The sequence below is a fragment of the Vibrio sp. 1874 genome (genome assembly GCF_033344395.1).
Lineage (GTDB): Bacteria > Pseudomonadota > Gammaproteobacteria > Enterobacterales > Vibrionaceae > Vibrio > Vibrio alginolyticus.
In genome coordinates, this window is record NZ_JAWPOR010000004.1 from 189678 (window position 1) to 216636 (window position 26959).

Consider the following 26959-nt stretch of genomic DNA (forward strand, 5'->3'; position numbering starts at 1 on the left):
TCAATGGTAAACCAAAGGCGATTTAGCCTCTCATTTGTCATCTTTTTTCCTCTGGCGTTATTTGTAGTGGTTTTACTCGTGACAACGAAAAATTACTATGATGCGGTTAACCGCTATATCGATTCTGAGTATTCGCGTATCGAGCGTGCAATGTCTCGCGGTATCAAAGTGCTCACGGCTTTAGATTACAGCTTCACCAACTATACCAATTACGCTAACCCACTGTTTGAAGAACATAATTCTTTAGTCAAAGAAGGGCTTTGTTATCTTTGGCCTATAGATGTGTTATTACTCGAAAGTGTTTACAGTGAAGGGTTACCTGCGGTTGACCTTGATTATATGATCGTAGGGGACGAAAGCTTATGCCAGCAAGGTTCAACGATTAACCAGTTAGCTGAACAAAAGGCGGGTTTTGCGCCGTCCTTGTCATTTCTGCACGATATTGAATCGCACATTGTTGGAATCCATTACATTGACAAGCGCGGTTACGTTATCTCCTCACCCGATACCTACGCAAAAAATTTCACGAGAGAGCTTTTGTCAACGCTAAAAGCCCGACCTTTTTGGCAAAAAACCGCGCAAGATAAAGTGAACATTACCTTGGCTGGACCAGGGCCTGTGTTGGACTCGATGGAAGGTCAAGTCATTAGTATGACGGTACCCGTCTATGAGAAAGGAGAACATCAAGGTGTTTTATCTATTGATTTTGACATCAATACGCTTATGGCTTCGTCGCTAGGTCTTGTAGGTCAGTTTCATTTGGTTTCCAATTTACAATCCATTCCTTCAAACAGTACACGAATCAAACCAGTCGAATTAGAGCGATTGAGTGCGAATCACAGCATGTACTACGAGTACAACCTTTGGGATGAAGCTAAGAACCTAGCGGTTTTTGAAAAATACAGCCTTATTGTCGCACTATTTATTTACGTGTTGAGTACCGTCGTCTTGTTCTATGTGAATATGCATAGCGAGCGACGCTACTTTAAAGAACTGGCAGCAAGAGACCCAATGACCAGCTTATTGAATCGTCGAGGTATGCAAACCGTGTGGCGTAATAAGATGACAAAAAAACAGGTTGCTTTAGCAGTGTTCGATATTGATAACTTCAAGAAGATCAACGACACCTATGGTCATGATGTCGGTGATTCTGCAATTCAGCTTGTTGCAAAATGTATACGTGAAAATATTCGCCATACCGATGTTGCCTCAAGGTTTGGTGGCGAAGAGTTCGTTTTAGCGATTTATGACGAAGATTCAGAGGGCATTAAACTCATTTTAGACAGAGTAAAAAAGGCCATAGATGAGCGCTCGACACGCGTAACGAAAGAAGGCTTTACGATCTCTGGCGGTGTGGTGTTTAGTAAAGAGAGCCGAGTAGAAAACTTTGATGAATTGTTTAAAGCGGCGGATGAAAAGTTATATCAAGCCAAAAGTACCGGCAAAAATAAGATCTGTTACTAGGATTTAGGTACAAAAAAGGACGAGATATTCGTCCTTTTTTGTGTTCGGGAGTTATGCAACCTGAGAGTTTAAGTCATCGCGGTAGCGTTGAATATGCTCAACAATTGGTGCGGCTTTGTTGAACGTTCTGATTTCTTTAAATAGGTCTTTTGCTTCAGGATAAGCCTGACGTAAGTAAGAGAACCATTGTTTTACGCGGTTTGGGTAATACAAGCCTTTATCGCCTTTCATCTCAAACTTGGAGTAATAGATGAGCAACTCAACCACCTCGGGCCATGACATTGGCTGGTGGTTATGTTTTACCATATTGCCTAAGTTAGGGATATTGAAAGCGCCTCGGCACACCATCAAAGAGTTAACGCCAGTCGTTTCAATGCAACGTTGACCGTCTTCATAATTCCAAATTTCGCCATTCGCAATCAGTGGGATATCAAAACGTTCGCGAATTTGGTTGATGTAATCCCATTTTATCTCAGAAGCTTTATAACCACCTTGTTTAGTACGTGCGTGTACGGTCAGTTCATTTGCGCCAGCAGACTGAATGGCATCGACAATTTCAAAGCAATCTTCAGGGTTCTCCCAGCCAAGACGAATTTTTGCAGTTACGGGAATGGCTTCTGGAACGGCTTCTCGACAAGCTTTAACCACACGGTGAATGAGCTCTGGATGTTGGAGTAGCGCTGCTCCACCTTTACTTTTGTTGACCATTTTGGCTGGGCAACCAAAGTTTATATCAATACCTCTGGCGCCAAGATTTGCCGCTTTAATTGCGTTCTCAGCCATCCAGTTTGGTTCTTGTCCCAACAATTGCACATGTACTGGCACACCAGATGCAGTCTGAGAACCTTGCAACAGCTCCGGGCATAAACGGTGAAATACATGATCGGGTAATAGCTGGTCGATTACGCGAACAAACTCCGTAACACACAGGTCATAGTCGTTTATCTCGGTCAGGATTTGGCGCATCAAATGATCTAAAACGCCTTCCATTGGGCCTAGTACAACTCGCATAGCTTGCCTAATACAGTTTGGTGGTAAAAAGGAGGGCGATTGTAGCGATGTAAGTTAAGTTTGTCATTAAAAGAGTCGAAGCGCCCAATGCAGTCAAACACACAACGTTAGGTTACGTGCTTTTGAGCTCTGAGGTATAATGCCGCCAAATTTATGGGAAACCAGATGTCATGCAATACACATTGATTGAAAAAGGTGAAGTTCACGTCGATGAATCTTGCCTATTTATCGAAGGCGCAGTGTTAGCTGCGAATCTGACGACAAAACCACTCGCTCCTGAAAAGTGGTTAGAGCCGCTATTAGGTGAGGGATTCAAAGCGATTCAACCAGCTGTGGAAGAGCAAATTCACAAGCAGCATAACCGAATTCAACGAAACGAATATTCCGTGCTAGAGCTAACAGGCAAAGATCCCGAACAACTTGCTGATTTTGCCGAAGGCTTTATGTCTGTTTGGCCAATGATTGAAGAACAGTGGCAGGACGTTGAGCTCAATGATGGATTACAGCGTATGCTGCAAGCATTACTGACCACTTTGATGCTGGCTATCGATGAGCCAGCAACGCAGCAACAGATGCGCGACGCAGGTATTGAAACGCCACCGGCCCTGACAGATTTAGTCGACCAGCTTGATTTAATGGTCGGTGAAGTCGCGCTGGGCGCGGATGAGTTGATGGTAGGCAATAAAGCTCAAAGCCTAAACCCATTCAAAGGTATCGGGCGCAATGATCCCTGTCCTTGTGAGAGCGGAAAAAAATTCAAGCAGTGCTGTGGTCAATCACGCGGCTAAAGCGAATCGCCGCGCTATCCACTTAACAAAAAGCCGACCAGATGGTCGGCTTTTTGTTAATTTTTACGCGTCAGTAGGATTAACGAATTGGATTAACGCGTTTTGCAGGGAAGAATTGTGCAATTACAATTAATGCCAAAGCGATTAAATTGCCTGCAAAAATTACGACTAACCATTGTGGCATTGATAAATCAAGGAACTGCCACACAACCTTAGAGCAATCACCATATGCTTCAAACATCCAAGGAACCCACTGATTGAGCGGAGCCCAGCTAGGGAATGTGACGAATAAATCGCAAGTCGCGAATGGTGATGGATTAAACTGGTAGTCAACGTGCTGCATCGCAAGTAACAAACCCTTGTAAGCACTTAATCCCCAGCCTATCAAACCTAGCCAGCGGAAAATTGGGTTCTTGGGTGCCAATATACCAACCATTGCAGCGACGCCCACTCCCATCATCGCGACTCTTTCATAAATACACATGACACATGGTGCAAGCATCATGACGTGCTGAAAATAGAGGGCACATGCTTCAAAGAAAACGACGAATAGCAGAAGCAGTAGCCACGATAAACGTCCCTTTGAAAACTGGTTAAGTGAATTTAAAATAGTCACGTTTTTGTTCCTGTCTGAAATAGAAAAAGCTCTGAATACTCAGAGCTTTTTATCGTGGATAAGTTTCCTAATCAACTCAAATTTTAGTGACCACCGGATACTACGGGAGTCAGATCACCACTATGAGGTAAAATCCAACCAGCTTCGTAGAAAGAAGCGGTTGCAGGCTCTAGGAAGAACATGATTCCCATCAGACCGACAATCGCAAGAACGACGGTGTAAGGCAGCGCCATGATAACCATTCGACCGTAAGACAGGCGAATTAATGGAGCGAGAGCCGATGTGAGTAAGAATAGGAATGCCGCTTGACCGTTTGGCGTTGCAACAGAAGGCAGGTTAGTACCAGTATTGATTGCCACCGCCAGTAAGTCGAACTGATCACGAGTAATGAGGCCTTCAATGAGTGCAGTTTTTACTTCATTGATGTAAACCGTACCAACGAACACGTTATCCGACACCATAGATAATAAGCCATTCGCCACATAGAACAGAGCTAGCTGAGTACCTTTATCTTCAACGGCAAGCACCGCATCAATGACTGGTTTAAACAGCTCTTGGTCAATGATTACAGCAACGATCGAGAAAAATACTGCAAGCAGTGCAGTGAAGGGCAGGGCCTCTTCAAACGCTTTCCCCATGGAGTGCTCTTCAATGACACCAGTAAATGCGGTCGCTAAAATGATCACAGAAAGGCCAATTAAGCCGACAGCCGCTAAGTGCAAAGCGAGTGCAACGATCAACCAAACCGCAATAAGACCTTGAACCCATAGTTTTGCGACATCTTGATTTGTTCGCGTTTTACGCTCTTCACGGTCAAAATCGACGAGGATCTGACGAACGTTGTTAGGAAGCTTCGCGCCGTAGCCAAACACTTTAAGCTTTTCAACTAAAGCACAAGTGATGAGACCACAGAAAAATACAGGGAGTGTCACTGGAGACATACGGATTAGGAATTCACCAAACAACCAACCCGCTTGGTCTGCAATAATTAAGTTTTGAGGTTCACCAACCATCGTGGTTACGCCACCTAAGGCAGTACCTACACCAGCATGCATCAACAAAGAGCGCAAAAAGGCACGATAGTTTTCTAGGTCATCACGCGTTAGTTCAGTGATCGTGTCATCTTGTGTATGGTCATGGTCACCGATAGGGTTACCAGACGCCACTTTGTGATAGATAGAGTAAAAGCCGATCGCCACGCTGATAACAACGGCGATAACCGTCAAGGCATCCAAAAACGCAGACAAAAATGCCGCAGCAAAGCAGAACGCGAGTGATAGTAGGGTTTTAGAGCGAATGCCAAGTAAAATTTTGGTAAAAATGAACAGCAATAGCTGCTTCATGAAGTAGATGCCCGCAACCATAAATACCAGAAGTAGCAGTACTTCGATATTTGCTACTAATTCGTGCTTAACTTGCGCAGGGCTAGTCATGCCGATAGCAATGGCTTCAATAGCAAGTAAACCGCCAGGTTGTAATGGGTAGCATTTTAATGCCATTGCTAGCGTGAAAATAAATTCAGCGACCAACAACCATCCAGCTACAAATGGGTTTATTAGGAAGAATACAATCGGGTTAATTATTAAGAAGGCTATAATGGCAACTTTGTACCAATCAGGCGCTTTACCAAGGAAGTTCTTGATAAAAGCGTTTCCGAGCGATATCGGCATGATAATTCTCTTTATAACAAAATTATGAATAGACACTACAATAGTGCTTAAGTATCTGTTTGTTAGACTTATTAACTAGTCTTTAAAAACAATAACTTAGTAAAACAACAATCCTTTGTTTATTGTAGTCTTGCCAAGTTACTTCCCCTGAACTCAAGCACCGCTCACTTTCGACCGCAAACTCTACACTCAGGCATTTATTAGTCAATAACAAAACGTGATGCTACCGACTAAAATGACTTTTTAAATGTAATAACGCGATCAAAACGGCGTTACTATACCATGAAAGTCTTAAAAAAATCCTCTTGGATTTTAAATGACGGTCAGTGACGAGAAAAGGCAAATTAAGAAAGAATATTAACTGTGATATACAAAGTAATTTTTCATATTTTGAATATGAAAATGTGACACGGTTGTCTTTATTTCTCCGAGATTTGTGAGCTGTTTAATTAAATGAAAATTCATATTTTACTGCTTTCGCTCGCATGTTAGAGCCTCTTAAATTGACACAACATATAGAGTATTAACTCTATGTTATGGAGTCGTTTTCACTATTGATCGTAAATTTTCTCAAACCGCTAAGTAGTGGTATGATGAGTAGTATCGACCCTCAGAAATCAATATTGGATAAAAAGTAGAATGGTCATAAAGGCGAAAAGCCCTGCGGGATTCGCAGAAAAATATATTATCGAGAGCATTTGGAACGGCCGTTTTCCTCCAGGCTCAATTTTACCTGCTGAGCGCGAGCTGTCCGAACTGATTGGTGTTACTCGAACGACTTTAAGAGAGGTTCTTCAACGACTAGCCCGTGATGGATGGCTGACTATCCAGCACGGCAAACCTACGAAAGTTAACCAATTTATGGAGACCTCTGGTCTGCATATTTTGGATACTTTAATGACGCTAGACGTTGATAATGCGACAAACATTGTAGAAGATCTGCTTGCGGCACGTACTAACATCAGTCCTATCTTTATGCGCTATGCATTTAAAGCGAACAAAGAGAGCTCTGAGCGTACAATTAAGAACGTAATCGAATCTTGTGAAGCTTTAATGAATGCGGCTTCCTGGGACGAATTCATCGCTTCCTCGCCGTATGCCGAAAAAGTTCTGCAGAATGTGAAAGAAGATAACGAGAAAGATGAAGCGAAGCGTCAAGAAATCTTGATTGCTAAAACGTTCAACTTTTACGATTATATGCTTTTCCAGCGCCTAGCATTCCATTCAGGAAATCAAATTTACGGTTTGATCTTTAATGGTTTGAAGAAGCTCTACGATCGTGTCGGTAGCTACTACTTCTCAAATCCAGCTTCTCGTGAGCTAGCTCTGAAGTTTTACCATCAATTGCTCGAAACTTGTGAAAGTGGCCAGCGTGAGCAACTACCAGTAGTGATTCGTCATTATGGTATGGAAAGTGCGTTGATCTGGAACGAAATGAAAAAGCAATTACCAACGAACTTCACGGAAGACGACAGCTAAGCGCTGACAAGTTGAATAAACGAAAACCGCAGTGCCTTAGGCCTGCGGTTTTTTTGTTTTTATTTATAAGTCGGCGACGGACCTAGCACCAATAATAAGGTATGGAACGTTTATCCTGCTAGCGAGAGTCTGGGTAACGGTAGATATAATGACTCTACGACATCTGAAAGGACATGGTCGTAAGTATTGAAGATGGTCAATGACAAGTCCGATGTGACGCCATAAAGCTCTGCTTCTGTTAAGTCGACATGACTCCCTGTCACGTATTCATTTAGCGTCTGTATTGAGCGCGTGGAAGCAGGAGAGGTAATGCTAAGTGGAGCGATAACCGCTAGTTGGTTTAGCTTACGCATCATGACCGATGCATAGTTTTTGAAACGCTCATTTCCGCCTTGTTCTCCTAAATCTTGAATGCTGATTCGTAACTGAGTCAGGGTCTCCAAGCTATCCATAATGTTTTGCCAGTTCATGTGATACTCATTATGCAAGTCATCTCTTTGCTCAACCGCTAGCCATGCGATGGTTACTTCATCCATCAAGAACAAGCAATGACGAATCAACTTACCATGCTCCATCTGGTTTCTTGCAACACTAAGGTCATCCCATTGTTCAAGTAGTTTCCCTACTTTAATCTGTAATACGCGATACATGGGTTTGTTTTCAAACCGTGATGTTTCGACTAAAAGATGCAGCTTGTTAGTCAGAGCATCATGAAGAGCGTCCAATTTTTGTTGATCGTTTTGTTGGAATTGAAGCGAGTAGTGAGTAGCAGCTCGGTGGTGTCTCAGAAGGTGAACAACATCTCGCAACAATGTTAACAGCTGATATTTGCGCGCATGTTGCTGCTCTCGTTTAGAAGATAAGTGATATATTCCGGCTAAAATAGCGATGGACAATAGTGTGGAAATCAAAACAAACATAACCAACTCCTTGTTAGTGTTTGGACCTAACAAGGAAGATTGCAGTTTTGATGCCAAACAAAAACTCAATTTAAACAATTGGTTATATTGAATGTTCTTTTTGAATGGTCGTTGTTGGTGCATGGATTCACCAAATTTGTGAATATGGTTGATTATTCGGTGTCGATGCTTGGTGTACGCGTTATTCTTTGTGAGTTACATATTGATTACTTTTTGTAGTCTGATTCAAGTCACAATGTTTAGAAATTAAAATACTCGAACACTTCATATGATATAAGTTGTCTATTTTGTTGATTGTTCGAGGTAATTAATTTGTCTAATAAATTCGACCTATGCTTCAGTACTCACTCAAAGATAACGCTCCCTATCGATACAAATGATGAGGATAGGTACCTTCAGTTTCGTAAGGACAACCCACATATATTTGGTAGTTTTATTCCCGCAGGTACTCCTTTCATACTGAACGAAGGCTCTGTGAACAATATAGCTAAGTTGCGTAGCGAGAGACCTGATATAGCTTGTGCTCTTGATACTGTAAAAAGTTGGTCACAAGAAACCAAAAGAAATGTAGCCAATCTAACACGTGAGTTTGGCGATGAAAACTAACAAGCGGTAGCCCTCCTCTATGAAAAAGAGATTAAGCCTTTTTTAGATGCTACTAATCATACTATGGGGAGGGGGGAATCGATGAGTATACTGCAGTAGGTGCTGCCGCTACTGCTGTTAATGAAAAGCAAGTCAGATTGAGTAATTTCGGGAAAGCTTCGCTCAAATATCAAAACGCCTTACTAGATGTACGTACAGCCTCACGAAGTGGTGCGCAGAAAAAGGAGCTTGTGAAGCTTGGATATAGAGTTAAAGAAGCTCACAGTTCTTTGAATGCCAAATTTACAAAAGAGCTTGCCCATTATGCAGGACGAGTTAAAAGTAGCCGTGGAAACATTTGGAGCAACCCGAATAGGGCTGTCAATATCGCGCGAAGTGGCAGGGATATAACTAAGTTACATTTAACATCTATAGCTAACATCCGCTCAATTCGATTTCTTGAACAAAGCTCTAGTATTGTGGGTAAAAAGATCATCATGATTGATGCTGGTGTTCGCTTTAACAATGTTCGAAATGCCAAGAATAACGGAGAAAATTGGCAAAAAAGAGCAGCAATGGAAGTTGCAGGGTTTGGTGCGAGCAACGCTGCTGGCGTTTGGACTACATCCAAAGTGATTGTATCTGGAATGGGAGTCGCTTTGGCTGCTGGCCCATTTGGAGTAGTAGTATTAATAGGTGTTGGTTTAGGGGCTGGTTATGCGGCTGCAAAAATGGGTGATTGGTTTGGGCAAGGTTTAGCAGAAAAAACCTATGAAACTAGCTCTAAAGTAAATTGGTTTTAAAGGAGTAGTTGTGTTTTGTTTCGATCTTATAGTGATGATTGTTGGTTGGACATGGTTACTGAGCACATTGGTTTTTATTCGTGTATCAGCAAAGCGGATTGAGACAAAAATATTGCAGGATGGTCATGATCCAATTGGCTGGGACAGAAATGGGTGGGGTTTTAGATTTCCCATGTACGCCTCAGTGTTGATGCGAGGTAAACCTGCGAAAGTATCGCTGGTAGAAGACAAACTTATTCTAAAGTACGCGACGGTCTTTGACCGAGTGCTTGCGTATATTGTCACAATAAGCTTCGTGATGGCACTTGCTTTGGGAGCAGTAATGGGGTTGGGGCCTGAAGAGTACTGAGTGAAAACCAGTTAAGCGCAGGGCTCTGTAGAACGGTGAATACAAGCCTAGTTGAAAAGCCAAATCCTAGTAAAGGGAACAAAGTGTTTTATTTTAATATTGTAAACATTATTGTTGGATGCACTTGGCTAGTGAGTACCTTGTTTTTTATTCGTATATCGGTAAAGCGGATTGAGAAAAAGATGTCGAAGGATGGTCATGGCCCTGTCGGTTGGGATAGAGATACCTGGGGGGTTAGATTCCCAATGTATACTACAGTTTTAATGCGAGGCAAGCCTGCGAAAGTATCACTTGTAGATGATCAGTTAATACTAAAATACGCAACGACATTTGATCGAGTTCTCGCTTTTGTAGTCACGATCAGCTTTGTACTTTTCCTTGCATGTGGCGCGATTATTACTTGGGGTCCAGTAGAATTCTCTTTGTAGTACAATCAAGCTTAATCGATAAGCTTAACTGCGAGAAAAGGCTTAACTGATTTAGTTAAGCCTTTTCAATAAAGATACTTACATTACGCGCATACCAGGTTGAGCGCCTTCGTGTGGCTCAAGGATCCACAGGTCACTACCACCAGGGCCTGCCGCTAGGATCATACCTTCAGACATACCAAACTTCATCTTACGAGGTTTTAGGTTTGCAACCATTACCGTTAGTTTGCCTTCTAGCTCTTCAGGTTTGTAAGCTGACTTGATGCCAGAGAATACCTGACGAGTTTCACCACCGATGTCCAATTGGAACTTAAGCAGTTTGTTGGCTTTTGGTACTTCTTCACAAGAGATGATACGAGCGATACGCATATCTACTGCAGCAAAAGCATCGAACTCAATCTCTTCAGCGATTGGTTCTTTGTCTAGCTCGGTTTGGCTAGCCTTGTTCTTTTCCGCTTCAGCTTTCTCTTTCGCCGCCATTTCTGCCGCCGCATCTTCTTTAGACGCTTCGATCATCGCTTCAACATTCTTCGGATCGATACGGTTGAACAGTGCTTTGAACTTAGTGATCTCGTGGCCTGTTAGTGGAGCAGCGATGTTTTCCCAAGTTAGCTCTTGGTTTAGGAACGCTTCAGTACGCGCAGCTAGCGATGGCATTACTGGTTTCAGGTAAGTCATCAGTACGCGGAACAGGTTGATACCGACAGAACAGATGTCTTGTAGTTCCTGATCTTTGCCTTCTTCTTTTGCTACAACCCACGGTGCTTTTTCATCAACGTATTGGTTAGCTTTGTCTGCCAATGCCGTGATTTCACGGATTGCACGACCAAACTCACGCGTTTCGTAAAGCTCAGCGATACGGTCAGCAGCAGCAACAAATTCGTTGTAAAGTTCAGGCTCTGCAAAGTTGTCAGACAGTTTGCCTTCAAAACGTTTCGCGATGAAACCTGCGTTACGAGATGCCAGGTTAACGATCTTGTTAACAACGTCAGCGTTTACGCGCTGAGTGAAGTCTTCAAGGTTAAGATCTAGATCATCGATACGGCTGTTTAGCTTCGCAGCGTAGTAGTAACGTAGACACTCAGGGTCTAGGTGCTCTAGGTAAGTGCTTGCTTTTACGAACGTACCTTTAGACTTCGACATTTTCGCGCCGTTTACGGTTACGTAACCGTGTACGAATACGTTGTTAGGCTTGCGGAAGCCAGAACCTTCTAGCATTGCTGGCCAAAATAGGCTGTGGAAGTAAACGATGTCTTTACCGATGAAGTGGTACAGCTCTGCTGAGCTGTCTTTTTTCCAATACTCGTCGAAATCTAGGTCGTCGCGCTTGTCACATAGATTTTTGAAAGAGCCCATGTAGCCGATAGGCGCGTCTAGCCACACGTAGAAGAATTTGTTTTTCTCACCAGGGATCTCGAAGCCAAAGTATGGTGCGTCACGTGAGATATCCCATTGCTGCAAACCAGATTCGAACCATTCTTGCATTTTGTTCGCTGTTTCAGCTTGTAGCGAGCCAGAGCGAGTCCACTCTTTTAGCATGCTTTCAAACTGAGGCAGGTCGAAGAAGAAGTGCTCTGAATCTTTCATTACTGGCGTCGCACCAGAAACCGCAGATTTAGGATTGATCAGTTCTGTTGGGCTGTAAGTCTCACCACAGTTGTCACAGTTGTCACCGTACTGGTCTTCAGACTTACATTTTGGACATGTACCTTTTACGAAACGGTCCGGTAAGAACATCTCTTTTTCTGGATCGAACAGCTGAGAGATAGTGCGGCTAGAGATAAAGCCATTTTTCTTCAACTCAAGATAAATGTGTGACGCTAGCTCACGGTTCTCATCTGAGTGCGTGCTGTGGTAGTTATCAAAGCTGATATCAAATCCAGCGAAGTCTTTTTGGTGCTCTTCGCTAACTGCGGCAATCATTTCTTCAGGAGTAATACCCATCTGTTGCGCTTTAAGCATGATTGGCGTGCCGTGAGCATCGTCAGCACAGATGAAGTTTACAGTGTTGCCGCGTAGGCGTTGGTAACGAACCCAAATGTCCGCTTGGATATGCTCAAGCATATGACCAAGGTGGATCGAACCGTTAGCGTACGGAAGGGCACAAGTTACCAGCATTTTCCTTGACGGAAAGTTTTTTGGATCGTTTGCCATACTTAATATTCGCTTTTCTTGATAGGTATAAATAAATTTTGATGGATAATACTACCCCATGAACTGACTAACTCCAAGGTGTCAAACTGCGGAATGCCTTAGTTTTTTTGGGGTTCTGGTTGAGCCTGGACGGTGGTAGCATGACATCTAAAAGGAGGGCTTATGCATCAGTTCACTTCAAAACAAGATTTTTGTCACTGGTTTAACCAATTCCAACATCCACAGTTGGTGGAAAACTGGGCAGATATTCATGGCGCAATTTCGATTACGACACAGGGTTCTATTGATATAACGTTGCCATTCGCAAGTAATGAGCTTCAAACCGTACTGCATGACTGGATCAAACAGCAGCAAGCCTCGGGTAAAGTGGCTGAATTCCCATTTAATATTCGCCTTGGAGTTAAAGCTTTAGAAACTCAAGTGGCTCACTCGGTTAAGGGTGTTAAGAACATCGTTGCCGTCAGTTCTGCGAAAGGTGGCGTTGGTAAATCTACTACCGCAGTTAACTTAGCGTTGGCGATTGCTCAATCTGGGGCGAAAGTGGGATTGTTGGATGCAGATATCTATGGTCCGTCTGTACCTATGATGTTGGGGCAAGAAGATGCTAAACCAGAAGTTCGTGATGGCAAGTGGATGGAACCCATTTTTGCTCACGGCATCTATACTCATTCTATCGGTTATTTGGTGGATAAATCAGAAGCGGCGATATGGCGCGGTCCAATGGCTTCAAAAGCATTGTCGCAGTTATTAACTGAAACAGATTGGCCAGATTTGGATTATTTGGTGATTGATATGCCGCCCGGTACGGGGGATATTCAATTGACTCTGTCACAACAAATTCCGGTAACAGGTAGCGTGCTAGTCACAACACCGCAAGATTTAGCCCTTGCCGATGCAAGGAAGGGAGCGGCAATGTTTAACAAAGTCCATGTCCCGGTTATTGGTGTTGTGGAAAACATGAGTTATCACATTTGTAGTCAATGTGGCGCGAAAGAGCATATTTTTGGTATGGGCGGAGCTGAAAAAATGTCGCAAGAATTTGGCTTAGCATTGTTAGGACAAATTCCGCTTCATATCTCTATGCGAGAAGATATTGACGCTGGCGTGCCAACGGTAGCAAGACGCCCAGAAAGTGAGCATGCAGGGTATTATAAGCAACTTGCCGATCGCGTATGTAGCACGATGTTTTGGCAAGGCAAAGCAAAACCAGATGCGATTAGCTTTACAATGGTGAACTAAGTTTACTATGCCTGTTGGTTGATAATTGCACATTTTAACGTTTGCTCGGAGGTTAATCCTCTGAGCAGGCAGAAACTTATGACTAAACCCTAATTCCAACTAGTAACTATGGGGTGAACTCCCTATAATCAGGCAGTTTATCTTTTTATGTGACTAGAAATCATCATCGGGTGCAAACTAATGTCTGATAATAATCAATGCGTCATCGTAGGTATTGCTGGCGCTTCTGCTTCTGGAAAAAGTCTGATCGCGAGCACTATTTATAATGAGCTTCGCGCGAAAGTAGGCGATCATCAAATCGGTGTCATCACGGAAGATTGCTACTACAACGACCAAAGCCACCTAAGCATGGAAGAGCGAGTAAAGACGAACTACGATCACCCGAGTGCGTTGGACCACGACCTACTGTGTGAGCACCTAGAAAAATTGGTACGTGGTGAAGCAGTAGAAGTGCCTGAGTACAGCTACACTGAGCACACAAGAACAATTAACACCACCACAATGACACCTAAAAAGGTGATCATTCTAGAAGGTATCCTTCTTCTTACAGACCCTCGTCTTCGTGATTTGATGCATGCGACAGTATTTATGGACACACCGTTAGATATTTGCTTGCTTCGCCGTGTTAAGCGTGATGTGGAAGAACGAGGCCGAACTATGGAATCTGTTCTTAAGCAATACCAACAAACAGTACGTCCGATGTTCATGCAGTTTATCGAACCTTCTAAGCAATATGCGGACATTATTGTTCCTCGCGGTGGTAAAAACCGTATCGCAATTGATGTATTAAAAGCTCACATTGCAAGACTTTTGAAAGCTTAAGCCTATAGACGGCTATATCGCTTTATTTTTAGGAGAAGAAGTGGCACCTTAAGTGCCACTTCTTTTTTTGTTTTTAAATTAGTCAGTTGCAGGTTAAAACCAGACACTTTTCACGCTTTTGTGGAACTGTCAGCGGTAAATGGAGTCTGCGCTTATAATTGTAAAAACACTCGAGCAAGGAAAAACAAATGAAGAAACTGCTCTTAATTCTAGCAATACCGATTGTGGTCATTTTGGTCGCAATTTTAGCGTTAACCATCTTCGTCAATCCGAATCAGTTTAAACCCCTTATTGTTGAGCAAGCGCAAAAGCAAACGGGATTAGAGTTGGTGATTGAAGGGGATATCAGTTGGCAATTTTTCCCATCGATTGGCTTTGAGTTGGGACATACAGAATTGCGAAACCCGCAAGGCTTTAGTAAACCCAATTTATTCAAAGTTGATACCGTTGGTGTAGACATCTCTGTTATGCCACTTTTTAGTCAACAGCTTGAAATTGGAAACGTCACGCTTGATGGTGCTGAGTTCTACATTGAAACCAAGAAAGATGGCAGCAAGAATATTGATGCATTGACGAAAGCCCAAACACAACAAGCAGAACAAGAGAGCAATACTGCGCCTACGCAAAATGGTGAAACGCAAACTTCTGGTTCTGATTGGAGTATTAATCTTGCTGGCGTTACGGTTTCTAACGGTTCATTAGAAATGCAGGATAAGCAAGCCGGTAGTTACACCAAACTTTATGATATTTCATTAAACCTTTCCGAATTCGCTTTTGGCAACTGGACAACGGCTGATTTTGGCGTGAAGGGCGAAATGAACGACCAAAAGTTCACCGCGAAAGGTCAGGCAGACTTTAAGCTAGAAAAAGGTTTGGCAAACTACGCGCTAAAGAACATCAACTTTGATGCGACATACTCTGACCCTGCCAATAAAATTGAATCGGCAACGATCGGTTTAGACACGTTTGAATTCGATAAAGTAAATAACCTGACTTATGCCATTAAGGGTGACGCTGGTGGTATGAAGTTAGATATGCAGGGTGCTGGTCAACTTAGCGTGGACAAGGCTATCAGCAAAGTACAGTTGGATAAGTTAACTCTTAAATCGACTTTTGAGGGTGATGCTTTACCTCAGTCCCCAATGAAAGTCGACATGGTGTCTGATCTGTCTTTCGACCTAACGAAAAACCATCTGAGTTTTGTTCTAGAGAAGTTAACAGCGAATGCTATCGCCCTAGATGGTAAGGCAGATGTGACACTCGGTGATATTCCTAAAGTACGCTTTGCTCTCCATAGCCCCAATATCGATCTTGATGAGTTCTTAGGGTTAGATAAGCAAGCTGCCGAAGGTAATAAGCCTGCTTCTGGTGGCGAGAGTGCTCCTGCCGGACCTGAGGTTGAGCCTGATTTGTCTGCGTTGAAAGCGTTAGATGTAAAGGGTGACATTACTATCGACAAATTCAAAGCGGCAAATGCGAAGATGGAAGCGGTAAAAACGAGCTTCACTGTAAATCGTGGCGTGTTTGAGCTTACATCTTTTAGTTCGAAGTTGTACCAAGGCTCAATCTCAGCGACAGCGAAGTTAGATGCACGCCAATCACCAGCGACTTACAGTGTTAAAAAGTCAATCAAAGGCGTGAAAGTTCAACCGCTACTTATAGACGTTGCTGAAAACGACAAACTTGAAGGGACAGGTAACATTGATGTGAATGTTACAGGTAAGAGTCTCACGCCTACCGGTATCAAGAAGAATCTATCTGGTACGGTTGTTATCAATTTTGCTGACGGTGCGGTGAATGGCATCAACGTTGCTCAGTTGATTCGTGAAAACTATGCGAAATTTAAAGGGCAAAAAGTTGAAGGCACCAATGAAGCTAAGAAAACAGACTTCAGTGCGATGACGGCGACATTGAAACTCAACAAAGGTGTTGTATCAACGGATAATATGCAAGCTCAGTCTCCATTGTTACGTGTTCGTGGTAAAGGTACCGCAAACTACATCAATGAAACAGTCGACTTTACTATCAGCACGTCAGTTGTAGGTAGCCTAGAAGGCCAGGGCGGTAAAGATATAGATGAGCTGAAAGACATCACGATTCCAATCAATGTGTCTGGTAAGTGGGCAGAACCTAAATTCAAGCTCGTATTCGATGATGTTCTGAAGCAGAAAGCTCAGAAAGAAATCGATCGTGGCGTAGAGAAGCTAACGGACAAAATCAAAGACGAGAAAACCAAAGATGCGGTCGATGGTTTATTGAAGAATCTTTTCAACTAACCGTGCGTGAAAATCAAAAGGGTTGGCATTTTGCCAACCCTTTTTAAATTACTCTGCGAGTGTTACCAATCGACGCCTTTGAGGGCTTTTACGCCAGATTCAAATGCGTGCTTTACATTTTTCACTTCAGAAACGGTATCGGCCATTTCAATCAGGGTTCGATGTGCGCCACGCCCAGTAATAATAACCGACTGCATTTTAGGTCGGTTGCTCAGTGCTTCGACCACTTCGTCTAAGTCGATGTAGCCGTAGCTCACCATATAAGTTAGCTCGTCAAACAAGATGACATCGATAGAGTCGTCTTGCAGCATGCGTTTACATTCTTGCCATACGCCTTGCGCTGCTTCGGTATCAGCGGCTTTGTTTTGAGTTTCCCATGTAAAGCCGGTCGCCATTACTTGGAATTCAACGCCGAGTTTCTCAAGTAGGTTGCGCTCACCGTTGTCCCAAGTACCTTTAATAAACTGCGCGACAGCACAATTCAAACCATGACCCACTGCGCGTGCGATCGTACCGAATCCTGATGTCGATTTACCTTTACCATTTCCGGTAATGATCAGTAGCAGACCTTTTTCCTCTTGAGCAGCAGCGATTTTTGCGTCTACCTGTTCTTTGACTTTTTGTTGGCGAGCTTTATGGCGTGCTTCTTTATTTTCTTCGATAGACATAATACTTCCTTAATTCCTTTTCGTGCTGTGCCCAAGCTAATTTGGGTTCATTGATTTATCTCGCTATGATAGACCAACATATCGTGAAGAAAAACCACCGATAATTCAGGGAATAAAATGAAGAAAATACTTGTTGTTTGTATGGGAAACATTTGTCGGTCACCAACTGGAGAGGCAGTGTTAAGAGCGAAAGCTCAAAAGCTAGGCGTTGAAGTAGAGGTTGATTCGGCAGGTACAATTGGCTACCACGCAGGAAACCGACCGGATTCAAGAGCGATGGCAGCAGGAAAGCAGCGAGGTTATTCTTTTAAAGGAATGCAAGCGCGCCAAGTCACCATTGATGACTTTGAAAAGTTTGACCTTATATTAGCCGCAGATAAAGCAAATTTGGCCGATTTATTGGATATTTGTCCGTTGAAGTATCGACACAAAGTATCGTTATTTTTAAGTCATTCTGAGTCAGTTTACGACGAAGTCCCGGACCCATATTATGGTGGGGAAGATGGCTTTGAACTGGTGCTTGATTTAATCGAAGAGGCATCAGACGCAATTTTGAAGAAGCTATAATCACCGTACTTGAAGACAATAGAAAAAGGGATGAGCTCAGCTCATCCCTTTTTATTCGTGTTAACCCGCTAGTATGTCGGTTGCGACTTTGTAGCTTGGGTCTTCCTTCACGTTAATTTCAACCAAGCTGCCAGCTTTGTCCAAAAGTTTACGACAATCTGGGCTTAGGTGACGAAGGTGCAGCGTTTTACCTTGAGCATTGTAACGCTCAGCCAGTGTTTCAATGGCTTCAATTGCAGAGTGATCTGTCACGCGAGAGTCTGCAAAATCGACAATCACATCTTTTGGATCTTCAGGCGCGTTAAACAACTCCAGGAAGTTAGCCGCAGAGCCAAAGAAAATAGGGCCGTGAATCTTGTACTCTTTTGAACCTTCCTCGTTTAAGCACGTGTCGGCATAGATGTGCTTAGCGTGTTGCCATGCAAACATTAATGCAGAAACGATAACACCAACCGCTACGGCAACAGCAAGGTCAGTAAGAACAGTAACAACGGTCACAAGAACAATAACGAAGAAGTCTTGCTTCGGTACGCGGCGTGCTAGCTTAAATGTTGCCCATTCGAATGTACCAATGACAACCATGAACATCACACCAACCAGAGCAGCGAGTGGGATCATTTCAATTAGCGAAGAAGCGAATAAGATAAACATCAATAGAGCGATAGCCGCAACGATACCAGATAGACGGCCGCGACCACCTGAGTTTACGTTGATCATCGACTGACCAATCATCGCACAACCACCCATTGCGCCAAACACAGAACACGTCATGTTTGCCATACCTTGACCGATACATTCGCGGTTAGATTGACCACGAGTATTCGTCATCTCATCTAAAACTGTCAGTGTTAGTAGAGATTCAATTAGACCAATGGCCGCGAGAATGATCGCGTATGGAAGAATGATTTGTAGTGTCTCTAGTGTAAATGGTACCGCAGGAATAGAGAAGGTTGGTAGTGAACCTGCGAGTGTTGCAGCTTCATCACCAGACATTGTACGCAGGAAGTCAACAACAGTTCGAGTTTCCAGATCCAAGCCAACCACTAAAGCCGTCACCGTTACGATCGCAACAAGTGAAGAGGGTACAGCTGTTGTGATTTTTGGTAGAAAGTGAATGATTGCCATAGTCAGCGCAACCAAACCAAGCATTAGCAGCATCTGGTCTTGTGGTAGCCAAGTAAGCATGCCGTTGATGTCTGGCGCTTTAAACTGACCCAACTGAGCTAGGAAGATAACAATAGCCAGACCGTTCACAAAACCGATCATCACAGGGTGAGGTACGATACGGATGAACTTACCCAATTTAAACATACCAGCGGCAATTTGAAGAATACCAGCGAGCATGATGGCTGCGAATAGGTACTGGACACCGTGAGTCGCGACAAGCGAAACCATTACGACTGCCATGGCACCTGTTGCACCAGAGATCATGCCAGGACGACCACCGAAAATGGAAGTAATAAGACCAACGATGAATGCAGCGTAAAGACCGACCATCGGATCTACGCCTGCGACGAACGCAAATGCGACAGCTTCAGGAACCAATGCTAGCGCAACGGTTAAGCCTGATAGCACATCATTTTTTACGGAGTGCTTAGAAAATTGGGGAAATTCGAACATGTTTGTTTTTAAGTTCTCTTTGCAATGAGTTAAACCCGACACATATTCGTATTTGCACAAGCCACTGAGTGGTTGATTTTTAATCAAACATTGCAGTGTAAACCGTAGTATTAAAAGAGCAGCATCAGAATGGTGTCGAAAACTTGAGTCGGCGCATGCTACCGAAAAGTGTGATTAAGTTCAAGAATGATACTAATAATGGCGTACAAATGTGATCACGAATTGGTATTTATATGAACAATTTATTGGGCAAATATGAAGATAAAAAAGGCTACCAGATGGTAGCCTTTAATTTATTTATGCCGTTAAGCAGTTGAACGTAATGATTTAGCCTAGTTAAAGTTAGGCTTTGTCATCTCTGCCGATGCACGGTTTTTAGCCACTTGGCTACCAGCACCTTTAGCTTGGTAACGTTCGGTTTTGAACGGTGCTGCTGCAACCGTGATTTCGCGTAGCTCTTGAGGGCCAGGTGCTTTCGTCATCGGTGCGCTAGCGTTTAGCTTAGCCGCAACTTTAATGGCTTCGACTTTAGGCTCTGGTTTATCTACTGGCGCTTCGGCTGCAATCTCTTTTGCTGCTTCAACGATAGGCTCTACCGATGCTGTTTCTACTACTGCCGATTCAGCTTTTTCTGCGATTACTGTTTCAACAACAGGTGCTTCTACTACTGGAGCTTCCACTTTCGCTTCAACGGTTTCTTGAACCTTGTGTTCAACAACTGGCGCATCTGTTACGACAGGTTGCTCGCGACGAATAATCACTTTACCCATTGCCATTTCTGGACACGCAAAGCCACCTTGGATTGTAGGTACTGCTGCTACAGCTTCTTCCTTAACTCGCTCTTCCTTCTTAGGTGCTGGTTTCGGAATGTAACGTGGCATTACTTTACCCATAGCCATTTCAGGAGAAGCGACACCTCCCTTACGTAGGCGGAACGGGTTAGGGCGGCGATCACGGCCACGGCGACGACGCTGGCCGCTTGCACGCAGGTGACGTGGCGAACGACGGTTACGACGTTGCTTAGACTCTGCTTGCTTGTTGTCTTGTTGTGCTTCTACCGCTGCTTCTGTTGGCTTCTCAACTTTGGTTTCAACCGTTTCTTGAGTCTTAACCGCTGTTTCTTCGGCTTTCTTCTCAATAGCTTCTTGGTCCTTAACGCGTACAGACTTGTTCAATTTGCGACGTTGGCGGCGCTCTTTCACTTTTTCTGCTTTCGCATTTTGCTGCTTCGGTTTGCTCTCTTCTGGTTTTGTTTCAGTACGAGCTTCCGCTGCTAGCTGCAGACCTTTTTCCGCTACTTTTGCGTTTGCTTTCTGCTCTTGGGCTTTATCTGCCTGTTGAGCTTTAGGTTTACGCTTTTGGTTACGGTTTTGCGGTTTATTTGTTTGTTGTTGAGCTTCGTTTTGCTCATTAGCCTGCTCATCACGAGGCTTACGACGACGTCGGTTATCGCGATTGTCGCGGTTATCACGATTATCGCGCTGGTTGTTATTGCGACGACGATCGTTACGATCACGTTTGTTACGTCGATTATCGCGATTTGGTTTTTTCTCTTCCTGAGGTTTCTGTTCTTCTTTTGTTTCTTCAGAACCACCGAATAGGAAGCTACCAAGTGCTTTAAACAGACGGCTGAACAATCCAGGTTTCTCTTCTTGTTCAACGTTTTGTTCTTTCTTCTTCGCCTCAGGAGCTGGTTTAGCTGCTGGTGCAGGTGCGGTTTGAGACGGAGCCGCAAAGCCTTTAAGAACTGGCTCTTCAATTCGTTTTGGTTTTACGTCAACTTCCGCTGGCTCTTTACCTTCCGCTTCTTTCATTGCTTCCAGTTTTTTAGGAAGTAGGTAAGAAATCAGATCGAACTCTTCACCTTCACGAACACGGATAACTTCGAAGTGCGGCGTTTCCATGTCAGAGTTTGGAACAACCGTAATCTTCACTTCTTGAATGCGTTCGATATGGTTAACTGAACGACGTTTTTCGTTCAACAAGTAAGAAGCGATTGGCACAGGTACAACTGCGAGAACTTGCGCTGTATTGTCTTTCAGTGCTTCCTCTTCGATTAAACGAAGTACAGAAAGTGCTAGAGATTCGTTGTCGCGAACGACTCCAGTACCGCTACAGCGAGGACAGATGTGGTGGCTTGCTTCTGCTAGAGAAGGGCTTAAACGTTGACGTGACATCTCCAACAAACCAAAGCGAGAAATACGACCGATTTGTACACGAGCGCGATCAAGACGAACGGCTTCACGTAGACGGTTTTCTACTTCTCGTTGGTGGCGAACAGGTGTCATATCGATAAAGTCGATAACCACTAAGCCACCCAAGTCACGTAGACGTAACTGGCGAGCAATTTCGTCGGCTGCTTCTAGGTTCGTGTTTAGGGCTGTTTCTTCAATATCACCGCCCTTGGTTGCACGAGCAGAGTTGATATCGATAGACGTTAGTGCCTCAGTCGGGTCAATAACAATAGAACCGCCAGATGGCAGACGCACTTCACGTTGGAAAGCCGATTCAATTTGGCTTTCGATTTGGTAGTGGCTGAATAGTGGAACTTCGCCTTCATATTTCTTAACGCGGTTAAGGAAATCAGGGCGCACCAATTGAATGTGCTCTTTTGCACGTTCGTAGATGGTGTTGCTATCAATTAAGATTTCGCCAATATCACGACGCAAATAGTCACGGATTGCACGAACGATAACGTTACTTTCTTGGTGGATTAAGAATGGAGCAGGGTTAGAGTCCGCTGCACCTTTGATTGCACCCCAGTGGTTAAGTAGTACATTCAAATCCCACTCAAGTTCTTCAGCACTCTTGCCAACGCCAGCAGTACGTACGATTAGGCCCATGCCCTGAGGCAGTTCCAAAGTACTTAATGCGGCTTTTAGTTGAGTACGCTCGTCACCTTCGATTCGACGAGAAATACCGCCAGCACGAGGGTTGTTAGGCATCAGAACAAGGTAACTACCAGCAAGAGAAATGAAAGTAGTAAGAGCTGCGCCCTTGCTTCCACGTTCTTCTTTTTCCACTTGAACGATAACTTCTTGGCCTTCCGTTAGCACTTCTTTGATGCTTGGACGACCTTGGTAGGTGTAACCTTCAGGGAAATATTCGCGGGCAATTTCTTTGAGAGGGAGGAAACCGTGACGCTCGGCGCCGTAATCAACAAATGCGGCTTCTAAGCTTGGTTCGATACGTGTGATACGTCCTTTGTAGATATTCGCTTTTTTAGATTCATGACCTGGACTCTCGATATCAAGATCGAAAAGTCGCTGGCCATCAACCAGAGCGACACGCAACTCTTCTTTTTGAGTTGCGTTAATTAACATTCTTTTCATTGAAAATTCTCGTTGTCTTTTCTTTTATATCTTTCTTGTCGACTTGCCACTGTTTTTTCGCTCTTTCACGGTGCCTGATCCCATGGCTTGTATTTTGCAGCCTCCCGGCTGGAAGGGGATGCTCTCGGGCACTTCAGTCATCACAAGCCTCTTGTGGTTTCTGTTGGAAACGTAGACTTGTGACCCGCTATTTGGGCGGTAGGTACTCAACGTGAATATGCGAGGAGTAGGGTGGCAAGAGTGTTGAATTCGATGTGTCTCACGCCAATGCTGCACTCGACCTTCAACGATCTACTCACATTGCTTGAGGATAAATGATTGGTAATGAATAAAATGTAACCAAACCTTCCTTAGCAGCTGTGAACTATAGCAGTGCGCGTGGCTATCAGCAATCTGCTTTCACGCAAACGATAGAAAATTTGCCGCTAAACTCAAAATTTCTAATTTATAACTGGCTGTTTCATAAGCAATTGAGATGTGCAAACTGTTCAGGACAGAAAACAAATTGAGAACTTGATTGAGAGTTTTAATAATTTAAACAAAAGCTTGGCGAAATTTAGACCAGTATGTGCCATCGAGTGTTTCTTTTACGACAAGAATAATGTGAAGTCGCACGAAATTGAGTTTACAATACCGCCCATGAACGAAATAAGAACAAAAGTCCAGTTCGTCGATATCGACGAAGATATGGCAGGTCAGCGCATTGATAATTTTTTGCGCAACCAATTAAAAGACATTCCTAAAAGCATGATTTACCGAATTGTGCGTAAGGGCGAAGTGCGCGTAAATAAAAAGCGTATAAAAGCAGAGTACAAGTTAAAAGCAGGCGATCTCGTTCGTATTCCACCGGTGACCGTCGAGAAAAAAGATGACGATGTCGCACCAAGTACGAAACTTAACAAAGTCGCTGAGTTGGAAAATATGATTATCTTCGAAGATGATCATATGTTGATTCTAAACAAACCATCTGGCACCGCTGTGCATGGTGGCAGTGGTTTAAAGTTTGGTGCGATTGAAGCGCTTAGGGCTCTGCGTCCTCAAGCTCGCTTTCTTGAACTTGTGCATCGTATTGACCGTGATACTTCAGGGATTTTGCTGGTTGCTAAGAAGCGTTCTGCACTTCGTCACTTGCAAGCCCAGTTTCGTGAAAAGACAGTAAAGAAGTTTTACTTAGCTCTTGTCATGGGGCAATGGAAAAGCAGTTGTAAGGTTGTGAACGCGCCACTGCTCAAAAACGAAGTGAACAGTATTGTTCGTGTTAACCCTAATGGTAAGCCGTCAGAAACGCGTTTTAAGATTTTGGAAAAGTTCGAACAAGCTACATTGATTCAGGCGAGTCCGATTACTGGTCGAACTCACCAAATACGAGTTCATACGCAATACACTGGTCACCCAATCGCTTGGGATGATCGCTACGGTGATCGTCGCTTTGACGCTTACACAGGTCAAGTTGGTTTAGATCGTTTGTTCCTACACGCGGCAAACATCAAGTTCCAACACCCATCAAATGATGAGTGGATGGAAATCAACGCACCGATGGAACCGAAACTAGAAAAAGTGTTGGCGGGTTTAAGAAACGCGTAACCATGTTTTCCTCGCGGATGCAAAAGGGAGCCTGTGGCTCCCTTTTATCGTATTTGGGTTAAAGGACATCGAGTCCTTGAACATGCAACATATCAATCAAATCAATCAATGGTAGTCCGACAAGTGTGTTCGGGTCTTTACCAACTAATTTCGTAAACAAACAAATTCCCATGCCTTCGCTTTTAAAGCTGCCTGCGCAGTAAAAAGGTTCTTCCCTGTCGACGTAGCGTTCGATTTGTTCAAGCGTTAAATCTCTAAAGTGCACCTCGAAAGAATCAAAGCCGACTTCTGTATGGTTTGTCACGGTGTTATGTACCGCAAGACCAGTATAGAAAGTGATGACTTTTCCACTTTGAGCCAAAAGTTGATTTATCGCGTTATCTCTATTTAAAGGCTTGCCAACGATTTCACCATTAATGACACAAACTTGGTCACTGCCGATAACTAAACTTGCTTTATCCGTCTGGCAAGATATTGCTTTCTCTTGGGCCAGTCTCTGCACAAGTTCAGTTGGCGTTTCTTGGTCAAAAGGTGTTTCATCGCAATCAGGTGATAAACAAACGAATGGTAGTGAGAGCTTTTCAAGCAGTTGTTTACGAAAAGGGGAGGTTGAGGCTAAAACCAGTTGGTAATTTTTCATTTTGAATTACAATTCGTGGGAGCATTTCCAATAGGATAATAGATCAAAAATGATTCTGGCTAATGCTCTGTATGTTAAGCGTAAAAAAGTACAACTTTTTTGCCTTTTTCTTTGACTAATTTTGATTTGGAAGATAATATTCGCGCCCTATGCAAAAGGTAAAAATACCGCGAACGGTTGACCCAGCTAAAGCTGCACAGAAACGATTGGATTACGATGGCATCATCCAAGCTAGTCTTTTCAAGCGCTTAGTGGAAACAACTGAAGGCGTAAAACGCGACGCAGAAGTCTCATTGTCATTTGGGATGGATGAACAGCGACTCGTTGTTATCTCTGGTAAAGCTAACATCGAAGTCGATTTAGAGTGTCAGCGTTGTAATGAGGTATTCGCACATGAGTGCGAAGTTGAATTCCTTTCTACTCCTTACTACGGTGAGAAAACAGAACAGGAAGCACCAGAAATTTATGATTTGGTAGATCTAAATGAATATGGTGAATTAGACCTCATACAACTTGTTGAAGACGAGTTCATCTTAGCATTACCTCAAATTGCGATGCACGATGAAGCGGATTGTAGCGTTGATTCAAATAACATGGTTTTTGGTGAGATTCCTGAAGAAATTGAGGAAGAAAAACCGAATCCATTCGACGTTTTGAAAAGTCTGAAAAAGTAATAGGTGTGGTAGCCGATTCTTCTTCAGGTTTTTAACCCAATAGTATAGGAGTAGGGTCAATGGCCGTACAGAAAAACCGTAAAACTCGTTCTAAGCGCGGTATGCGTCGTTCACACGATGCGCTAACTACAGCTGCTCTATCTGTAGACGCGACTTCTGGTGAAACTCACCTACGCCACAACGTAACTGCTGAAGGTTACTACCGTGGTCAAAAGGTTATCAACAAGTAAGGTTGAACCTTTGCAAAGTATTACCGTTGCACTTGATGCAATGGGCGGGGATTTCGGTCCACGCGTAACAGTGCCTGCCGCCGTGCAGGCACTGTCTCATTTCCCAGAGCTAAAAGTGATTCTTATTGGTGATCAATCTCTGATCACGTCTCAATTATCTCAACTCGGTACCTCGACCAGTTCCCGCTTGACTATTCTTCACAGCGAGAAAGTTATCTCGAACTCAGAAAAACCTTCATTGGCGTTACGTAATAGCCAAAATAGTTCTATGCGTATGGCTATCGATTTGGTTTCTGAGCAGAAAGCGGATGCTTGTGTTAGTGGTGGCAACACCGGTGCATTAATGGCACTATCGCGTTTCATTCTTAAGTTACTTCCTGGCATTGAACGTCCTGCTTTAGTTTCCGCTTTACCGACGATTACCGGAAAGCGTACTTGGATGCTGGATCTGGGGGCGAATGTATCGTGCGATGCTGATAGCTTGTTCCAATTTGCTGTAATGGGCAGTGCATTAGCTGAAGAACACTTGGGTCGTCCTCCTCGCGTTGCTGTACTCAATATTGGCGCAGAAGAGATTAAAGGTAACGATTTAGTCAAACGTTGCGCAGAAATGCTTTCTCAGACCGATGCGATTAACTTTGTCGGTTATATTGAAGGTAATCAAATTTTGCATGATGTTGCGGACGTCATTGTTTGTGATGGATTTGTCGGCAACGTATGCTTAAAAGCCAGTGAGGGAACAGCTCAACTTTTTATCGAAAAAATTAAAACCAGCATAATGGCATCAACGATAAAGGGTTGGATAGCTAGAAAGTTGTTTTCTAGGCTGTTTAATGAACTAAAAACACTGAACCCCGACCAGTATAACGGCGCAAGTTTGCTAGGATTGCGCGGCATTGTCATAAAAAGCCATGGAAGTGCGGATGTATCTGCGATTGTCAATGCACTTGGCGAGGCAGTACACGAGGTCAAACGACAAGTACCAAGCCGTATTAGCGATCGTTTGGAAGCGGTTTTACTCGAGAGGCATTATTAGTCTT

Annotated in this window: 23 protein-coding genes; 14 read left to right on the plus strand and 9 right to left on the minus strand. The window is 43.6% G+C overall.

Annotated elements, in window-relative coordinates; translation table 11 throughout:
• Positions 1–3 precede the first annotated feature (3 nt).
• Positions 4–1464, plus strand: a complete 1461-nt coding sequence (locus R8N46_RS10745; protein ID WP_005380815.1) for a sensor domain-containing diguanylate cyclase — start codon at positions 4–6, stop codon at positions 1462–1464.
• 51 nt (positions 1465–1515) lie between these two features.
• On the opposite strand, the gene dusC is transcribed toward R8N46_RS10745, so the two are convergent.
• The gene (gene dusC, locus R8N46_RS10750) at positions 1516–2475 is read right to left on the minus strand and encodes a tRNA dihydrouridine(16) synthase DusC (protein ID WP_213972421.1); all 960 of its coding nucleotides are present in this window, start codon (positions 2473–2475) and stop codon (positions 1516–1518) included.
• A 170-nt stretch (positions 2476–2645) separates the two neighbouring features.
• On the opposite strand from dusC, the gene R8N46_RS10755 reads away from it, so the two are divergent.
• Positions 2646–3263 (plus strand): YecA family protein, encoded by a 618-nt coding sequence (locus R8N46_RS10755; RefSeq protein WP_017633855.1) that lies wholly within the window; start codon positions 2646–2648, stop codon positions 3261–3263.
• A 79-nt stretch (positions 3264–3342) separates the two neighbouring features.
• Here R8N46_RS10755 and dsbB read toward each other — a convergent pair whose 3' ends face one another.
• Positions 3343–3879, minus strand: a complete 537-nt coding sequence (gene dsbB / locus R8N46_RS10760; protein ID WP_017821379.1) for a disulfide bond formation protein DsbB — start codon at positions 3877–3879, stop codon at positions 3343–3345.
• Positions 3880–3962: 83 nt separating this feature from the next.
• The gene (nhaB, locus tag R8N46_RS10765; protein WP_005380822.1) at positions 3963–5549 is read right to left on the minus strand and encodes a Na(+)/H(+) antiporter NhaB; all 1587 of its coding nucleotides are present in this window, start codon (positions 5547–5549) and stop codon (positions 3963–3965) included.
• Between the two features lie 639 nt (positions 5550–6188).
• On the opposite strand from nhaB, the gene fadR reads away from it, so the two are divergent.
• A complete protein-coding gene (gene fadR / locus R8N46_RS10770) occupies positions 6189–7028 on the plus strand; it encodes a fatty acid metabolism transcriptional regulator FadR (RefSeq protein WP_005380824.1) in 840 nt (279 codons plus the stop codon).
• A gap of 110 nt (positions 7029–7138) precedes the next feature.
• Here fadR and R8N46_RS10775 read toward each other — a convergent pair whose 3' ends face one another.
• Positions 7139–7948 carry a hypothetical protein gene (locus R8N46_RS10775; protein WP_115386434.1) on the minus strand — a complete coding sequence of 270 codons (810 nt, stop codon included), beginning with the start codon at positions 7946–7948 and terminating at the stop codon, positions 7139–7141.
• A 743-nt stretch (positions 7949–8691) separates the two neighbouring features.
• On the opposite strand from R8N46_RS10775, the gene R8N46_RS10780 reads away from it, so the two are divergent.
• The 3 genes from R8N46_RS10780 (at position 8692) to R8N46_RS10790 (ending at position 10113) form a co-directional block, all read left to right on the plus strand.
• Positions 8692–9336 (plus strand): hypothetical protein, encoded by a 645-nt coding sequence (locus R8N46_RS10780; RefSeq protein ID WP_225452447.1) that lies wholly within the window; start codon positions 8692–8694, stop codon positions 9334–9336.
• 10 nt (positions 9337–9346) lie between these two features.
• Positions 9347–9685 (plus strand): hypothetical protein, encoded by a 339-nt coding sequence (locus R8N46_RS10785; RefSeq protein WP_062730501.1) that lies wholly within the window; start codon positions 9347–9349, stop codon positions 9683–9685.
• A 182-nt stretch (positions 9686–9867) separates the two neighbouring features.
• Entirely contained in the window at positions 9868–10113 is a 246-nt protein-coding gene (locus R8N46_RS10790) for a hypothetical protein (RefSeq protein ID WP_242412952.1), read from the plus strand.
• Positions 10114–10191: 78 nt separating this feature from the next.
• Here R8N46_RS10790 and metG read toward each other — a convergent pair whose 3' ends face one another.
• Positions 10192–12267 (minus strand): methionine--tRNA ligase, encoded by a 2076-nt coding sequence (gene metG, locus R8N46_RS10795; protein WP_005387290.1) that lies wholly within the window; start codon positions 12265–12267, stop codon positions 10192–10194.
• 162 nt (positions 12268–12429) lie between these two features.
• Here metG and apbC point away from each other — a divergent pair, with 162 nt between their 5' ends.
• The 3 genes from apbC to R8N46_RS10810 all read left to right on the plus strand — a co-directional run bounded on the left by apbC (position 12430) and on the right by R8N46_RS10810 (position 16604).
• On the plus strand, positions 12430–13506 hold the full coding sequence (gene apbC / locus R8N46_RS10800; protein ID WP_104975494.1) for an iron-sulfur cluster carrier protein ApbC: 1077 nt from the start codon (positions 12430–12432) through the stop codon (positions 13504–13506).
• A 180-nt stretch (positions 13507–13686) separates the two neighbouring features.
• Positions 13687–14328 carry a uridine kinase gene (gene udk, locus R8N46_RS10805; RefSeq protein ID WP_005380833.1) on the plus strand — a complete coding sequence of 214 codons (642 nt, stop codon included), beginning with the start codon at positions 13687–13689 and terminating at the stop codon, positions 14326–14328.
• 188 nt (positions 14329–14516) lie between these two features.
• Positions 14517–16604 (plus strand): AsmA family protein, encoded by a 2088-nt coding sequence (locus R8N46_RS10810; RefSeq protein ID WP_115386195.1) that lies wholly within the window; start codon positions 14517–14519, stop codon positions 16602–16604.
• Positions 16605–16666: 62 nt separating this feature from the next.
• Here R8N46_RS10810 and cobO read toward each other — a convergent pair whose 3' ends face one another.
• A complete protein-coding gene (gene cobO, locus R8N46_RS10815; protein WP_005380837.1) occupies positions 16667–17272 on the minus strand; it encodes a cob(I)yrinic acid a,c-diamide adenosyltransferase in 606 nt (201 codons plus the stop codon).
• A gap of 117 nt (positions 17273–17389) precedes the next feature.
• On the opposite strand from cobO, the gene R8N46_RS10820 reads away from it, so the two are divergent.
• Positions 17390–17839, plus strand: coding sequence for a low molecular weight protein-tyrosine-phosphatase (locus R8N46_RS10820; RefSeq protein WP_053304232.1), 450 nt, complete (start codon positions 17390–17392; stop codon positions 17837–17839).
• 60 nt (positions 17840–17899) lie between these two features.
• Here the strand turns inward: R8N46_RS10820 and R8N46_RS10825 are convergent, their stop codons facing one another.
• Both R8N46_RS10825 and rne read right to left on the minus strand, forming a co-directional pair.
• Complete coding sequence (locus R8N46_RS10825) at positions 17900–19459, minus strand: SulP family inorganic anion transporter (protein ID WP_005380840.1); 1560 nt, start codon at positions 19457–19459, stop codon at positions 17900–17902.
• Between the two features lie 332 nt (positions 19460–19791).
• Complete coding sequence (gene rne / locus R8N46_RS10830; protein ID WP_115386194.1) at positions 19792–22791, minus strand: ribonuclease E; 3000 nt, start codon at positions 22789–22791, stop codon at positions 19792–19794.
• A gap of 639 nt (positions 22792–23430) precedes the next feature.
• Between rne and rluC the strand changes: the two genes are divergently transcribed.
• A complete protein-coding gene (gene rluC / locus R8N46_RS10835) occupies positions 23431–24375 on the plus strand; it encodes a 23S rRNA pseudouridine(955/2504/2580) synthase RluC (protein ID WP_021033985.1) in 945 nt (314 codons plus the stop codon).
• 58 nt (positions 24376–24433) lie between these two features.
• Here the strand turns inward: rluC and R8N46_RS10840 are convergent, their stop codons facing one another.
• Positions 24434–25015: a Maf family protein gene (locus tag R8N46_RS10840; RefSeq protein WP_005380845.1), complete on the minus strand. Its 582-nt coding sequence runs from the start codon at positions 25013–25015 to the stop codon at positions 24434–24436.
• A 149-nt stretch (positions 25016–25164) separates the two neighbouring features.
• Here R8N46_RS10840 and yceD point away from each other — a divergent pair, with 149 nt between their 5' ends.
• Genes yceD through plsX form a run of 3 tightly spaced genes read left to right on the plus strand, consistent with a single transcriptional unit; the run spans position 25165 to position 26955 of the window.
• Positions 25165–25689 carry a 23S rRNA accumulation protein YceD gene (gene yceD / locus R8N46_RS10845; RefSeq protein WP_005387307.1) on the plus strand — a complete coding sequence of 175 codons (525 nt, stop codon included), beginning with the start codon at positions 25165–25167 and terminating at the stop codon, positions 25687–25689.
• 59 nt (positions 25690–25748) lie between these two features.
• Positions 25749–25919, plus strand: a complete 171-nt coding sequence (gene rpmF, locus R8N46_RS10850) for a 50S ribosomal protein L32 (RefSeq protein WP_005396978.1) — start codon at positions 25749–25751, stop codon at positions 25917–25919.
• A 10-nt stretch (positions 25920–25929) separates the two neighbouring features.
• Positions 25930–26955 carry a phosphate acyltransferase PlsX gene (gene plsX, locus R8N46_RS10855; RefSeq protein WP_017633846.1) on the plus strand — a complete coding sequence of 342 codons (1026 nt, stop codon included), beginning with the start codon at positions 25930–25932 and terminating at the stop codon, positions 26953–26955.
• Positions 26956–26959: the final 4 nt, after the last annotated feature.